This is a genomic window from Phocaeicola faecicola, assembly GCF_013618865.1.
In the GTDB taxonomy this organism is placed as follows: Bacteria; Bacteroidota; Bacteroidia; order Bacteroidales; family Bacteroidaceae; genus Phocaeicola; species Phocaeicola faecicola.
The window spans coordinates 19,423-33,275 of the sequence record NZ_JABSOE010000008.1 but is presented as its reverse complement, the minus strand read 5'-3'; the positions used below and the strand labels follow the sequence as shown (position 1 = coordinate 33,275).

12 protein-coding genes and 2 tRNA genes are annotated in these 13,853 nt (G+C 48.7%); 9 read left to right on the top strand and 5 right to left on the bottom strand.

Annotated elements, in window-relative coordinates; all coding sequences use genetic code 11:
- Positions 1-119: 119 nt before the first annotated feature.
- Together H3001_RS03805 and H3001_RS03800 are read right to left on the bottom strand one after the other, a co-directional pair.
- Positions 120-1,007, bottom strand: a complete 888-nt coding sequence (locus H3001_RS03805; RefSeq protein WP_181214118.1) for an MlaD family protein — start codon at positions 1,005-1,007, stop codon at positions 120-122.
- Between the two features lie 19 nt (positions 1,008-1,026).
- Positions 1,027-2,253: an N-acetylmuramoyl-L-alanine amidase family protein gene (locus H3001_RS03800; RefSeq protein ID WP_181214117.1), complete on the bottom strand. Its 1,227-nt coding sequence runs from the start codon at positions 2,251-2,253 to the stop codon at positions 1,027-1,029.
- A gap of 161 nt (positions 2,254-2,414) precedes the next feature.
- Here H3001_RS03800 and H3001_RS03795 point away from each other — a divergent pair, with 161 nt between their 5' ends.
- From H3001_RS03795 to H3001_RS03770, 6 genes are all read left to right on the top strand, one after another.
- On the top strand, positions 2,415-3,374 hold the full coding sequence (locus H3001_RS03795) for a bile acid:sodium symporter family protein (RefSeq protein ID WP_178243489.1): 960 nt from the start codon (positions 2,415-2,417) through the stop codon (positions 3,372-3,374).
- 241 nt (positions 3,375-3,615) lie between these two features.
- Positions 3,616-4,497, top strand: a complete 882-nt coding sequence (gene folD / locus H3001_RS03790) for a bifunctional methylenetetrahydrofolate dehydrogenase/methenyltetrahydrofolate cyclohydrolase FolD (RefSeq protein WP_178243508.1) — start codon at positions 3,616-3,618, stop codon at positions 4,495-4,497.
- Between the two features lie 38 nt (positions 4,498-4,535).
- Entirely contained in the window at positions 4,536-5,633 is a 1,098-nt protein-coding gene (locus H3001_RS03785) for a CapA family protein (RefSeq protein ID WP_394367789.1), read from the top strand.
- Between the two features lie 67 nt (positions 5,634-5,700).
- Positions 5,701-5,774: transfer RNA gene (locus H3001_RS03780), tRNA-His, on the top strand.
- Between the two features lie 22 nt (positions 5,775-5,796).
- A tRNA-His gene (locus H3001_RS03775) sits at positions 5,797-5,870 on the top strand.
- A 114-nt stretch (positions 5,871-5,984) separates the two neighbouring features.
- Positions 5,985-7,124, top strand: coding sequence for a hypothetical protein (locus H3001_RS03770; RefSeq protein ID WP_181214116.1), 1,140 nt, complete (start codon positions 5,985-5,987; stop codon positions 7,122-7,124).
- A 78-nt stretch (positions 7,125-7,202) separates the two neighbouring features.
- Here H3001_RS03770 and H3001_RS03765 read toward each other — a convergent pair whose 3' ends face one another.
- The gene (locus H3001_RS03765) at positions 7,203-8,402 is read right to left on the bottom strand and encodes an MFS transporter (protein WP_178243491.1); all 1,200 of its coding nucleotides are present in this window, start codon (positions 8,400-8,402) and stop codon (positions 7,203-7,205) included.
- A 114-nt stretch (positions 8,403-8,516) separates the two neighbouring features.
- Positions 8,517-9,536: a phenylalanine--tRNA ligase subunit alpha gene (locus H3001_RS03760; protein ID WP_178243492.1), complete on the bottom strand. Its 1,020-nt coding sequence runs from the start codon at positions 9,534-9,536 to the stop codon at positions 8,517-8,519.
- 156 nt (positions 9,537-9,692) lie between these two features.
- On the opposite strand from H3001_RS03760, the gene H3001_RS03755 reads away from it, so the two are divergent.
- The 3 genes from H3001_RS03755 (at position 9,693) to H3001_RS03745 (ending at position 12,486) form a co-directional block, all read left to right on the top strand.
- Positions 9,693-10,550 (top strand): DUF4348 domain-containing protein, encoded by an 858-nt coding sequence (locus H3001_RS03755; protein ID WP_181214115.1) that lies wholly within the window; start codon positions 9,693-9,695, stop codon positions 10,548-10,550.
- A 101-nt stretch (positions 10,551-10,651) separates the two neighbouring features.
- On the top strand, positions 10,652-11,680 hold the full coding sequence (gene murB / locus H3001_RS03750) for a UDP-N-acetylmuramate dehydrogenase (RefSeq protein WP_178243494.1): 1,029 nt from the start codon (positions 10,652-10,654) through the stop codon (positions 11,678-11,680).
- 29 nt (positions 11,681-11,709) lie between these two features.
- On the top strand, positions 11,710-12,486 hold the full coding sequence (locus tag H3001_RS03745; protein WP_178243495.1) for an MBL fold metallo-hydrolase: 777 nt from the start codon (positions 11,710-11,712) through the stop codon (positions 12,484-12,486).
- A gap of 68 nt (positions 12,487-12,554) precedes the next feature.
- On the opposite strand, the gene H3001_RS03740 is transcribed toward H3001_RS03745, so the two are convergent.
- Positions 12,555-13,766: a BamA/TamA family outer membrane protein gene (locus tag H3001_RS03740; RefSeq protein WP_178243496.1), complete on the bottom strand. Its 1,212-nt coding sequence runs from the start codon at positions 13,764-13,766 to the stop codon at positions 12,555-12,557.
- Between the last annotated feature and the right edge of the window lie 87 nt (positions 13,767-13,853).

The following is a 13,853-nucleotide window of genomic DNA, read 5'->3' as shown; positions in this document are numbered from 1 at the left end:
TATGTGTGTGTAAAAAACGAACCCGCTGTTTATCTGTATTGATAATCAGCGGGTTATGTTATTTACGCTATCTGAAATTCGTAATTTTGTATTTTAGATTAAATCTAAATAATCGGATTTTATTTGTCTTTTCTTCCGAAGAGTGAGAAGTGTACGTATCTCTTTGGATTAGCCTTCAAGTCTTCCAGCAGACTGGCTGCATTGGCCGAAGTGGCATTCAGGTTCTGGTACAGTGAAGAGTCGTTCATCAGCAGTCCGAGGCTGTTGTCTTTCCGGTTCAGCTTTTCGGTGAGCAGACGCACGTTGTTCAATGTAGAATCTACCTTTTCGAAGGTAGCGGCATAGTCGACATCCTTCAGGTTGCTGCTGATGGTTTTTAAGTTCTCTGTAATGGCAGTCATGTTCTGGGTGAGTACCGGAATCTCGTTGCTCATCAGCTGGTTGATTTTCTGTCCGGTAACGTTCAGCGAGGCTGTCAGTTTCTCTGCGTTTTGCAGGGTCTGTGCCAGTGCCGGGTTAGCCAGCAGCTGGTTCAGTGAATTCAGGATAGAGTCGAGCTTCGGCAGCATTTTGTCTACCTTCGGCAGGATGTTGTGTTCTGCTGCCCCCATGATACCTTCGTTGGCATATCCCGAGAGGGTATCTCCTTCCTGCATAAAACTGGTGCTGGCATGGTTGAGCAGCAGGTTCATCTTGACGGTACCCAGCATTTCGGTTACCAGTTCGGCTGTACTTCCGGTGGGGATTTTCATGTTCTGGTCCATTTCCACCCCTACGGTTACGTGTCCGGGTTTCTGGTAATTATACTGAATCTCATTGACGATTCCCACCTTGAATCCATTGGCGAAAACGGGACTTGACTTGGCCAGTCCGTTGATGTTCTCAAAGTCGATGTAATAGTAGCTTTCGGGCTTGAAAAGGTTGATTCCCTTTAAATAGTTGATTCCGAAAAAGAGAATGAGCAGTGCTCCAATGCCTGCCAAACCTATCTTAACTTCTTTTCTCATATTCATTCGTTGTTCTTATTTATCTTAATTTGTTTTGTTTATATTCTTTAATGGCTGTGTTGACATTCATTTTCTCTCCGTTCTTGAACGCAATGATGAATGCATCCTTGAAGCGGGGACGTACCTTCTGTCTGAAAAGCTGGAGTATTTTGTTGTAATTGTAATCTTCTCCATACGTGTATTTATAAATACCTTTTTCTTTATAGTGCCCGATCGGGGAAAATCCCTTGAAAGCTTTGTTCTTCTGCGACAGCAGGCGGTCGGAAGTCAGTATTTGTATCTTGAACACGGGCCGGTCCTGTGTGGTGTCAGCCGTTTCCTGAGCAGGAGCCGGGTCGGTCACCGTAGTCGCGGGAGCGGCCGATTCCACCGGGGCAATCTTGTCCGAATCACCAGCACTTGGCAGGGTGGTATCTGCGGTAAAGTCTTCTGTAATCGTATTTGCAGCAGTCTTCTGTACGCCACCCCGATGCTGCTTGTATTTCAGAAAAGCCTGATAAATGCTTTGCGCCAGTGCCGAAGAACCGTTTTCCGACAGCAGGTAGGCTTCTTCCGACGGGTTGGTGATGTATCCCAGCTCAATCAGTACGCTCGGCATGGTGGTTTCACGCAGCACGAGGAATCCGGCCTGATGCACTCCTTTGTCCACGCGCCGTGCGTGGTTGCGGAACTGATGCTGGATCTGCCGGGCAAAGTTGACACTCTGAGACATGTTGCGGTCTTGCATGAACTCGAAAATGATGTAGCTCTCCGATGAGTTGGGGTTGAATCCGGCGTAGCGGGTACGGTAGTCGGACTCAATCAGAATTACGGCATTTTCCTTCTTGGCCACTTCCAGGTTCTCCTGCGTCTTGTGCAGACCCAGCGTATAGGTCTCGGTACCGCTCACTTTGCTGGAACGCGAGGCAATGGAATTGGTGTGAATGGAAATGAAAAGATCGGCCTTTGCCTTGTTGGCAATGTCCGCCCGCTCGTGCAATGCCACAAACCTGTCGTTCTTGCGGGTGTAGATAACCTCAGTATCTTCGAGTGAGCCGATCAGTTTTCCTAGTTTCAGGGCGACACTCAGGTTGATATTCTTTTCCTTTCCACGCCGTCCGACAGCTCCGGGGTCATGTCCTCCGTGCCCGGGGTCAATGACTACAGTAAATCTTTTTTGAGGGGCGGCCTGTGCCTGTGGAGTTGCCGTGCAGAAAGCCAGCAGACACATGATGATGGATATGATGTGAATATTCGTTGTGTTCATAATTATATTTGGGTACAAATTTAATATCTTTTTTCTTCATTTCCGATAGTTGTATTTAATAAGATGCTTTAACCATGGATAAATGCTATAAATTCATAGAAAAAAGCGATTCCGTTTTTACTTTTTCGTACTTTTGCCTCCGTTTTTATAAAAAAGAGGTTATGTTACAATTTATCAAAAACTGGACGCTTCCTCTGGCCATGCTGGCCGGGGTGATCGGGTATTTCTTTTTTTCCTCTTTCGGATGGACGGATCCGGTGAAGCCGGCTGTCCGCCAGCTGATGGCCTGGCTGACTCCGATATTGATTTTTCTGCAACTGTTTCTTACTTTCTGCAAGGTGGAGGTGAAGGATCTGTCTCCTCGCCCTTGGGTGTGGTGGCTGCTGGGGTTTCAGTTGCTTTCCTGCCTGGCGGTATCCGCTGTGTTGATTGTGGGGGTGACGGACAGTTATCTGCGGATTTTGCTGGAAGGAGTGATGGTGTGCCTGATTTGTCCGACAGCTACGGCGGCTGCGGTAGTGACCGGTAAACTGGGAGGAAGCGCGGCTGCGCTGACAACCTACACCTTGTTGTCGAATTTGCTGGCTGCGGTGGCCGTACCCTTGTTGTTCCCGCTCATTGAGGCATCGGACATCTCGTTTCTGATGGCCTTCGGCCGGATTCTGAGGAAGGTGTTCCCGCTTTTGCTGCTGCCTTTTGTCATGGCCTGGCTCTGTCGCCGGTGGTTGCCTCTGCTGCATCGCTGGGTGGTGGCACGCAAGGATCTGGCTTTTTATCTTTGGGCGGTAGCACTGGTCATTGTGATGGGGCAGACCACGGAATCGGTGATTGAAGGAGATACTTCGCTGACTCAGGAGTGTGGCATTGCTTTCCTGGCCTTGCTGGCCTGTGTAATCCAGTTTGTGGTGGGCAAGCAGGTGGGCGGAATGTATGCCGACCGTATCAGTGCGGGACAGGCCCTGGGGCAGAAAAATACGGTACTGGCTATCTGGATGGCTTGTACTTACCTGAATCCGGCTTCTGCCATTGCTCCCGGAAGTTACGTCCTGTGGCAAAACGTAATCAACAGTTGGCAGTTGTGGAAAAAGCGGGTAAAGGATAGTCGGGAAGCCAAGGCCTGAGTTTGTCTGTGACCGGGAAGGGAAGATGAAGATGGCTTGTGGACGGCTGGAAGTGCAGGACTGCCGTGGACATGCGGCGGTAGCTGACGGTACTGGTCGGGTTTTCCGGTCCGGAAAGGGCGGAAGGCTTGCCCCGTTAAATAACTATAAAATCATGCAGAGGGAAAGGCAGTATCCCCTTGAAAAAGATTACATTTGTTTAAACATCATTTAAAAGAGAAACAATAAAATCGGTATTATGATGACATTGATAGACGGAAAAGCGGTGTCGGCTCAGATTAAAAAAGAAATCGCGGCCGAAGTGGCGGATATGGTTGCACGGGGAGAGAAACGCCCGCATCTGGCAGCCATACTGGTAGGACACGACGGCGGAAGTGAGACGTATGTAGCGGCTAAGGTGAAGGCCTGCGAAGAGTGTGGCTTTACTTCTACCTTGATTCGTTATGAATCGGATGTAACCGAGGAAGAGTTGCTGAATAAGGTTAATGAACTGAATGCGGATCCTGACGTGGACGGCTTTATTGTACAGTTGCCTTTGCCGAAGCATATTTCGGAACAGAAGGTGATCGAGACCATCGATTACCGGAAGGATGTGGATGGTTTCCATCCGATCAATGTAGGCCGTATGTCCATCGGTCTTCCCTGTTATGTATCGGCCACTCCGAGTGGTATTCTGGAACTGCTGAAGCGTTATCACATCGAAACTCAGGGAAAGAAATGTGTGGTATTGGGACGCAGCAACATTGTGGGTAAGCCGATGGCGGCTCTGATGATGCAGAAGGCTTATCCGGGAGACGCTACGGTGACGGTTTGTCACAGCCGGAGCCGGAACCTGGTGGAGGAGTGCCGGGAAGCCGATATCATCATTGCGGCACTGGGACAGCCTAATTTCGTGAAGGCGGATATGGTGAAGGAAGGTGCAGTGGTAATCGACGTGGGTACTACCCGTGTACCGGATGCAACCCGCAAGTCGGGCTTCAAACTGACCGGTGACGTGAAGTTTGATGAGGTGGCTCCGAAATGTTCGTTCATCACTCCCGTACCGGGAGGGGTAGGCCCTATGACCATCGTGTCACTGATGAAAAATACATTGCTGGCCGGCAAGAAGGAAATTTATAAATAATGACGGACCGGAGAATGAAGATGGACTTTTTTCCGGCTGTGAGACATGTAATGCTGTGGACAATGCTTTGGGGCTTGCCTGCAGCACTTCATGCTTTTGAGCGGTCCGATTCGCTCACGCTGCTGTTTGTGGGCGACCTGATGCAGCACAAGGCACAGCTGGATGCGGCACGGACTCCGGAAGGGAAATACGATTATTCGGAGTGTTTTCCTTATGTGGAGGAGGAAATTAGAAAGGCGGATATCGCGGTAGGAAACCTGGAGGTGCCTCTGGGGGGAAGTCCGTATACGGGGTATCCGGCATTCAGTGCTCCTGATGAGTGGCTGCAGGCTTTGTGTAAAGCGGGTTTTGATGTGTTTCTTACGGCCAATAACCATTGCCTGGACCGGGGAGGAAAGGGGCTTGTGCGAACCTTGGAACAGTTGCAGAAGGCTGGGGTGAAGGCAGTAGGTACTTATGCGGATTCCCTGGACTTCAAGTCGCGTCATCCGTTGCTGGTAGAGCAGAAGGGCTTCCGGATTGTGTTCCTGAATTATACGTACGGAACGAACGGTATACCGGTGCCGCGTGCGAATATTGTGAACGGAATTGATAAGAACCGGATGCGCCGGGACATACAGCAGGCACGCAGTATGAAGCCGGATGCCATTATCGCCTGTCTGCACTGGGGCATCGAATACCGGCGGCTGCCTGAAAAGCCGGAGCGGGAACTGGCAGAATGGCTGCTGGAGATGGGAGTGGACCATGTGATTGGCGGACATCCGCATGTGGTGCAACCGATTGAGGTCAGGCCTTCTGCTTATAAGCCGGATCGCAGCGTGGTGGCGTATTCGTTGGGAAATTTTATTTCGAATATGAGTCAGAAGCATACGGACGGGGGACTGATGCTGAAACTGGTACTGAAGAAGCGTCTGGGACGGACGCGTCTGGACCGTTGTGCTTACTCCCTGGTGTGGACTTCCCGGCCTCCGCTGAGCGGGAAAAAGAGGTTTACGTTATACCCGGCTTCGATGGATGAAAATGGCATGACTGCGGCTGAACGGTTGCGTATGGGAGACTTCCTGAAACAGACCAGAGCCCTCTTCCAGGAAAGAAATATCGGTATAAAGGAGGAATTTTTGAAAAAAAAGCGCTGAATAATTTGCAGAATAAAAATAAAGTTGTAACTTTGCACTCGCTTTTGAAAGGGTAACCAACAACATGGTGACTATAGTTCAGTTGGTTAGAGCGTCAGATTGTGGTTCTGAATGTCGTGGGTTCGAGTCCCACTAGTCACCCAATTCAAAAGCCTTTTATATGGTGACTATAGTTCAGTCGGTTAGAGCGTCAGATTGTGGTTCTGAATGTCGTGGGTTCGAGTCCCACTAGTCACCCTCTCTACAGACTGCTTGAAATCCTGTCATAACTGACAGGATTTTTTATTTTATTAGTATTGGTTGTATATTCTTAAATAATTAATTATATTTGCAAAAAAGTATAAATTAATTATGAGGCAGCATGCAGTAGCTAAATTGGGTGTGATTATATCGGTCATTCTTTTTGTGATAGGAGTGGGCCTGTACAGTTTCGCTAAGTTGAATGCAGCAGATAATGAAAAAGAAATCAGTCTGTTTTCATTAGTTCCTTCCGATTGTATCGGTTTACTGGAAACCGACAATATCGAATTTATCACCAACGACTTTGCTCAGGTAGCTTATTCCAGTCAGCTGGATACCTTGCAGGGAAAGGCTATCTTATGGGACTTGCAGAACCGGCTGCGTGCCTATGTGGCTGATAATACACACGGACTGAGCAATCATGTCAGTCGCGTGCTGGTCAGTTTTCATTCCATGGATTATTCTTCCCGCAATGTAATCGTTTATTTTCAGGCAACGGATTTCGGCAAGAAGGTCCTGAGACAGATGTTTCAGGGAATCAATTCAGGCTTTTCTCCCAAGAAGGAAGTCTACCGCAACGAGAAAATAGAGATTTATGCTGCCCAGAATAAGGATTTTATTGCAACCTATGAAGAAGACGGTTTTCTGGTAGTGAGTTATCAGAAGCGCCTGATAGAGCAGGTGATTGACGTGTGCAAGGGAGCTTCTTCGCTCGAAGACCTTCTGCCTTTTTCCGGACGGGATGAAAATCAGCAAAAAGAGTTCAATTACGTGACTTTATACGGACGGACTTCTTCCGTACCTCTTCTTTCCAGAAACCACGAACATTGCTGGGGAGCCTTTGATATCCATCTGAACAGTGAGGTATTTTATCTGAACGGTGAGGTGTACGAACCGGATTCCTGTATCCGGTATGTGACGGAAGAACTGAAACACATTCCTCCCATTGCAAGCGACAGTCTGCTGGTAATGGCGGGGCAGAACCGGGTGGATTCCTGTATTTCCAGTGTCATAGCCTTGCCCGATCATTCCCTGTTTGAAGAATGTATCTCGAACCTTTCGCGCGATGCTTCCTTTATTCTGGTTACCGATATGGACCGTGTGATACAACATCCGGAGGCTTATGCGGATTATCTGCCTCCGTTTATCGTGGAGCATGCCGGCCTGTTCCGTTCGTTTATTCTTTCAGTCCAGGTGACTCTGGTCGAGAATAAGCTTTCTCATATTTTCGTTTTCACGTACAAAGAGTGATTCAGTATTCCTCTCAGGAAACTGTCTTTTTTCTTTTCCGGAATCCTGAGGGATGCGGAAAGGGTAGTCTCTCGTGTCTTATCGCAAACGGTACTTCTGGAAGTGAGGAGATACCTTGATATAAAAATAGACCAGGGAGACAATGGTAAACAGACTGCCGGAGAGGTAAGCCATCTGAAACGAAGAAATTTCTGCGATGAATCCTCCGCTGAGCATTCCGATTCCCAGTCCTACATCCCATGAAGTCAGATACGTGCTGGTAGCCGTTCCCCGCTGGTTGTTGGGAGCCAGGTTGACAAAAAGCGTATTGTATGCAGGGAACATCGTACCGAACCCGATGCCCAATAAAAGAGCGATGGCGAAAAATATCCATGCGGTGGCAGCCGGGAACTGACTGACGGTCCATCCGCAGCAGGTGAGTGCCAGGAAGCAGAGGCATACCAGATAAAGTCCGGCTTTGATGACCTGCGTAATCTTTCCCCTGTCTACCAGCCGTCCGCTGAAAAGCCGGCTGACTGCCATTCCCACTGCCATCAGTGTAAAGAAGAAACCGGTTTCGGCCTTGATGCCGACTTGCTGGGCATACATCGCCACGTAGTTGGTAGTCATTCCGTACGGAATGGACAGCAGCAGGAGGCTGAATCCTGCAGGCAGTCCTTTGAGCAGGATAAAGCGGTCGAGGGAGATCGGGCTGCGTTTGACGGGAGATTTATAGGGAGTCCGCACCATGCAGGCTGCCGCAAAACCGATGCAGCAGGAAATCAGACCGTATGAGAAAATCAGTATATAAGGTGTGCCTGCATTGTGCAGCAAGAGTCCGAACATGGGACCGATGGACATGGCCAGGTTGTTGGCAAGTCCGTAATACCCCAGTCCTTCGCCGCGTCGTGCAGAAGGCATAATGTCAATTACGATGGTATTTCCCCCTACAGTAACCATTCCGAAAGAAATACCGTGTATGATACGGAAAAGAATGAAGACCATGAGCAGGCTGGCCCAGATATATCCGGCAAAAGTCACCATGAAAATGAAGTAAGCCAACAGATACAGCGGCTTGCGTGCAAACGTATCGAGCAGGTATCCGGAGAAAGGACGGATACACAGTGAAGAGATGGTGTAGCACGACAGCACGATTCCGATTGCCGATTCGGAGGCAGAGAAAGTTTCTGCAAGGTAAAACGGAAGTACGGGAGTCAGCAGCCAGAATCCGAAATACAGCAGGAAGTTGGCCAGCAGGATACAGCAGTAATGAAAGGTGAATAAACGCTCTTTTCCCATGACGAATGGAGAATTGCAGGTAGAATACAGAATGAATACAATATATTATAATACACGGGTCTGTACAATGAATGAACATTGGTACAGACCCGTGCGGTATGTGTAGCGGAAACCTTAGTTGGCCGCTTCGAATTCTTCCAGGAACCGGGTATCGTTTTCTGAGAACATTCTCAGGTCTTTCACCTTATATTTCAGGTTGGCGATACGCTCTACTCCCATACCGAAGGCATATCCGGTATATACTTTACTGTCAATTCCGTTGGCTTCCAGTACGGCAGGGTCTACCATACCGCATCCCAGAATTTCCACCCATCCGGTATATTTACAGAAAGGACAGCCTTCTCCGCCGCAGATGTCGCAGCTGATATCCATTTCAGCGCTCGGTTCAGTGAACGGGAAGTAAGAAGGACGCAGACGGATCTTGGTCTGCGGACCGAACATCTCCTGTGCAAACTGAAGCAACACTTGTTTAAGGTCGGTGAAAGATACGTTCTTGTCAATGTAAAGTCCTTCTACCTGGTGGAAGAAGCAGTGTGCACGATAGCTGATAGCCTCGTTACGGTATACACGTCCCGGGCAGATTACACGGATAGGAGGCTGGCTGCTTTCCATCACGCGGCTCTGTACAGAAGAGGTATGTGTACGGAGGATGATATCCGGATGGCTTTCGATGAAGAAAGTATCCTGCATGTCACGTGCCGGATGATCCTCTGCGAAGTTCATGGAAGAGAATACATGCCAGTCGTCTTCCACTTCCGGACCGTCGGCGATGGTAAATCCGAGTCGGTTGAAAATGCTGATGATTTCATTGCGGACAATGTTCAGCGGATGGCGGGTACCCAGTTCGATAGGGTAAGCGGTACGTGTCAGGTCCAGTTCGGCAGCCCCGTTGTCCTGGCATTCAAAAGCCTCCTTCAGCGAGTTGATACGTTCCTGTGCCCGGTTCTTCAACTCATTGAGTTTCATACCCACCTCTTTCTTCTGTTCAGCCGGAACATTCCGGAAGTCTGCCATCAACGCATTGATGACACCTTTTTTACTCAGATATTTAATACGAAGTGCTTCCAGTTCCTCAGCGCTGTTGGCTGTGATTCCTTCTATTTCCTGGAGCAATTGTTCTATTTGTGCTAGCATATTTATTGTTTTTTTGTTTCTTTCGTTCTCGCAAAGGTAAGTATTAAAACTGAATTAATCTTCTTTTTTTTTCAACAAAAAAAGAAAACAGGGTCCATTTATTATTGGAATAAAAAAAAAAGGTATTTTTGCACTCGATTTTCGAAGCTTTGACCAATGAAAAAAATTGTATTCGGGATTTGCGCAATGGTGTTGATTGCCTCTTGTTCGGGAGGCGGAAAAAAAGAGGCCGCAACAGAAACCGGCCTCATGGAAGAGGATTCACTGGGTTTGCCGTCATCGGCTGAAGTTCAGGACACTTCATGGGTGATAGAAGATGTGATTCCGGCAACGGCAGACGAGAGTTTTGCTGATTTTTTCTATAATTTCGCTTCTGATGCTGATTTTCAGCGTACGCGTATTGTTTTTCCCATATCAATGTATAAAGGAACAGGAGTGGTGCGTGTGTCTCAGAAAGACTGGACGTACGATCCGCTTTTCTCTCGTGAGCAGGCATATACGGTACTGTTCGATCATGTAGAGGATATGGAAATGGAAAAGGATACCGCCGTTCACAGCGTCCAGGTCGACGAGATGGATCTGACAAAGCGGTTGGTCAAGCGCTATTACTTTGAGCGGATAAAGAATGTCTGGTTCCTGGAAGCAATCAACCAGGAGAAACTGGCGGAGGAGCAGGACCGTGAGGATTTCTATACTTTTTACAGACAGTTCTCCTGTGACTCTGCATTTCAGTTGAAACGACTGGATGATCCCCTGGTGTTTGTGACCGTCGATCCTGAGGATGAGTTCCAGATTCTGGAGACCACTTTGGATGTCGGCCAATGGTTTTCGTTCCGCCCTCCATTGATGAAGGAGAAACTGACGAATGTACATTACGGACAGTCGGATAAGATGAATTCGGATACCAAGATTGTTGAATTCAAAGGCTTCGGCAACGGTTTCAGCAATACCCTGTATTTCCAGCGCCGCAACGGAACCTGGAAACTGAACAAATTCGAAGATTTGAGTGACTGAGCCGCATGACCGGTGCATTTAATTGAGGATAAGGCCGGTGCAATGAAGCCGGTCCGGCCGGAATGCCTGAAGATTATAATCCTGAAAAACAAGATATAGATATGAAGAAACTGCAGAATTATTCATTATTGAAACACAATACTTTTGGTATTGACATACGGACCGACTATTTTGTCGACTTTGATACGGAAGACGAAATACGTGACTTTCTGCTTTCCGGATGGGACAGAAGTCTGCCGCTGCTGGCTATCGGAGGAGGAAGCAACCTGCTTTTCCTGTCCGATTTCCGTGGAATAGTTCTGCACGTAAACATACAGGGCATTGAGGTGCTCTCACAGACCGATGAGTGGGTGGAAGTCCGTGTCGGTGCCGGAGTGGTTTGGGACGATTTCGTGGCCTATGCCGTAGCACACGGATGGTACGGTGCTGAAAACCTCTCGCTGATTCCCGGTGAAGTAGGGGCTTCTGCCGTACAAAACATCGGTGCATATGGAGTGGAGGCGAAAGACTTGATTGTTTCGGTAGAGACCCTGTCTCTGGATACGGCTGAAAAGAAGATATTCACCAATGCGGAATGTGAATATGCTTACCGTCACAGTATTTTCAAGACTTCCTTAAAGGGAAAATACCTGGTAACGCACGTGGTTTTCCGCCTGACCAAACAGCCGGTATGGCATTTGGATTACGGAAATATCCGTGCCATTCTTGCGCAGAAGCAGTGTGAACTCACACTGGAAAACCTGAGAAACGCCATCATTGAAATCCGTGAACAGAAGTTGCCCGACCCTAAGGTGACCGGTAATGCCGGCAGTTTCTTCATGAATCCCGTAATCCCCCAGGAACAGTTTGCTGCATTGTCCCGTCAATACCCGGGAATGCCTTTTTATCCTGCAGGCGAGGGATATATCAAGGTACCTGCCGGATGGCTGATTGACCAGTGCGGATGGAAAGGACGTGCACTGGGATGTGCCGGGGTACATAAGAACCAGGCCCTAGTGCTGGTGAACCTGGGAGGTGCAAGCGGAAAGGACATCGTCCGACTGGCGGAGGCCGTGGTGGCTTCTGTCAAAGAGAAGTTCGGTATAGAGATTCATCCGGAAGTGAACTTTATCGGGGAACTGGAATCCTGAGAATCGGGTATAATTTATTTGGATAAATGATGGATATTACAATTTTGGGAAGTGGTACTTCTACCGGAGTTCCCATGGTGGGATGTACCTGTGAAGTATGTACCAGTCAGGATCCGAGGGACCGGAGACTGAGGTGTTCCGGACTGATTGAGACCAATGGGGTGAGCATACTGATGGACTGCGGACCCGATTTGCGGCAGCAGTCGTTGTCGCTGAACCGGTATTTCCCGATTGACGGGGTACTGATTTCTCACGAGCATTACGATCATGTCGGAGGACTGGATGATTTGCGTCCTTTCTGTTTCTTCCGTAATATCCCCGTTTATGCCGAACGCTATACGGCCGAGCGTCTGCACAGCCGGATGCCTTATTGTTTTTCTGAAAATCCTTATCCGGGGGCTCCCTGTATCTCGCTGCAGCCGCTGACGCCTTATGAGCCGTTTCAGGTTACTTCACTTTCCGGTGATTCGGTAGAGGTGCTTCCTTTTCGGGTGATGCATGGCAAGTTGCCTATTCTGGGTTACCGGATTGGCAGGATGGCATGGATTACCGACATGACTACCTTGCCGGATGAAAGCGTGGACTGTCTGAAAGAGCTGGACTGTCTGATTGTGAATGCCTTGCGCATCACTCCTCATTTTACGCATCAGTCGCTGAGTGAGGCGCTGGACTGTATCGCCCGGATTGCTCCGAAGAAGGCTTACCTGATTCATATGAGTCATCAGATTGGTCTGCATGCAGAGGTGGAGAAAATGCTGCCCGAGAATGTTTTCCTGACATATGACGGCATGCGCATTACCCTCTGATTCAATTTCTCTGAAATCATTATCCTCTGATTTGGAAGTGCCGGATCCGGAATGTACCGGAACCGGTATCAGAAGGCTTCTGTCATATTGAAATAGAACAGATTCTGTTCGTTCTTGAAATTGCGTCCCAAGTCGAGGCGCACATTCATTCTTGGCTGTACTTCGATTCGCAGTCCCACTCCGGCATTGGGTAATACGCCTTCAATCTTGCCGGGGGTCGGTCCCATGAATCCGCAGCCTCCCCATGCCACGAAGCCCAGGCGGTGGAGGATTTTCTTGAACCAGTTGCTGCGGTCTGTGTTGAACATCTGTCGGTATTCCACCAGTGCTATGTGCGATGACTTGTCGCGGTACTGACCCATGTAGTATCCGCGCAGGTCGAAGGGGGTACCGCTCAGCACATATTTGTTCAGCGGAATCTCAGAGCCGAATACGTGCTTGCTCTGTACCGTCCAGGCCAGTACTTTCCGCTGTCCCAGCAGTTTGTATTGACGGTAGTCGACTTCCAGCTTGTAGAAATTATCGTCTCCTCCCAGCCATTTCTGGTACATCATTCCCCGGAAATCCAGATAGATTCCCTTATAAGGGTTGGCCGGTACGTCACGGGTGTCGTAGGTCAGCAGGAAACCGATTCCGGAACTGAAATTCTTGTATCCGCTTTCCGTTCCGCCCGCCCGTACATAGTCGGACTGGGTCACCATCAGCGGCGCCGGATCCATGATTTCGTCGTAGTTCAGGTCAATCTGCGGTCCGACGAAGAGGTTGCTTTCCTTGATGCGGAACAGGAACCAGGGGTTGAACTGGATGCCGCTGTAGCGGTACTGGCTCGTAGTGTCGCTGCGCACATAGTTCTTGTTCGTGCTGTAACCCACTCCATAGAAGTTCTCCTGGGTATTCTTATAAATGAACTGTCCGAATATCCTGAACTTGTCGTTTTTGAAGAAAAGCTGAGGCTTGACCACGATGTTCAATCCTCCGTTGAACATAAATGCCAGTGAGGCCGGTACCACCGACCGTTTCATGGTACTGTCCTTGGGGTTTATCCGGAAAGTCATCAGCGCACTACCTCCCACCAGTACTCCGAAGTCGGGTGCATAACTGGGGCCTCCCAGGATGTTGTAATGCAAGTTGCGGTTGGCTTTGTTCTTCCGTTTCAACGCTTTGGAACTGTCAGAAACATGAGTGGCAAGGGTATCGGCAGTAGAAATGACAGTCTCCTGCGCAAATCCACTGAGTGTGAAAACCCCGATTATGATAAATAATAAAACGGATTTTTTCATATAAACATACTTTCATTACAAAAGTATAAAACTTTGGCGACTTAATTTTGTCTTTTTCCAAGACTTTCTGGTCATTCCTTCCTTTTT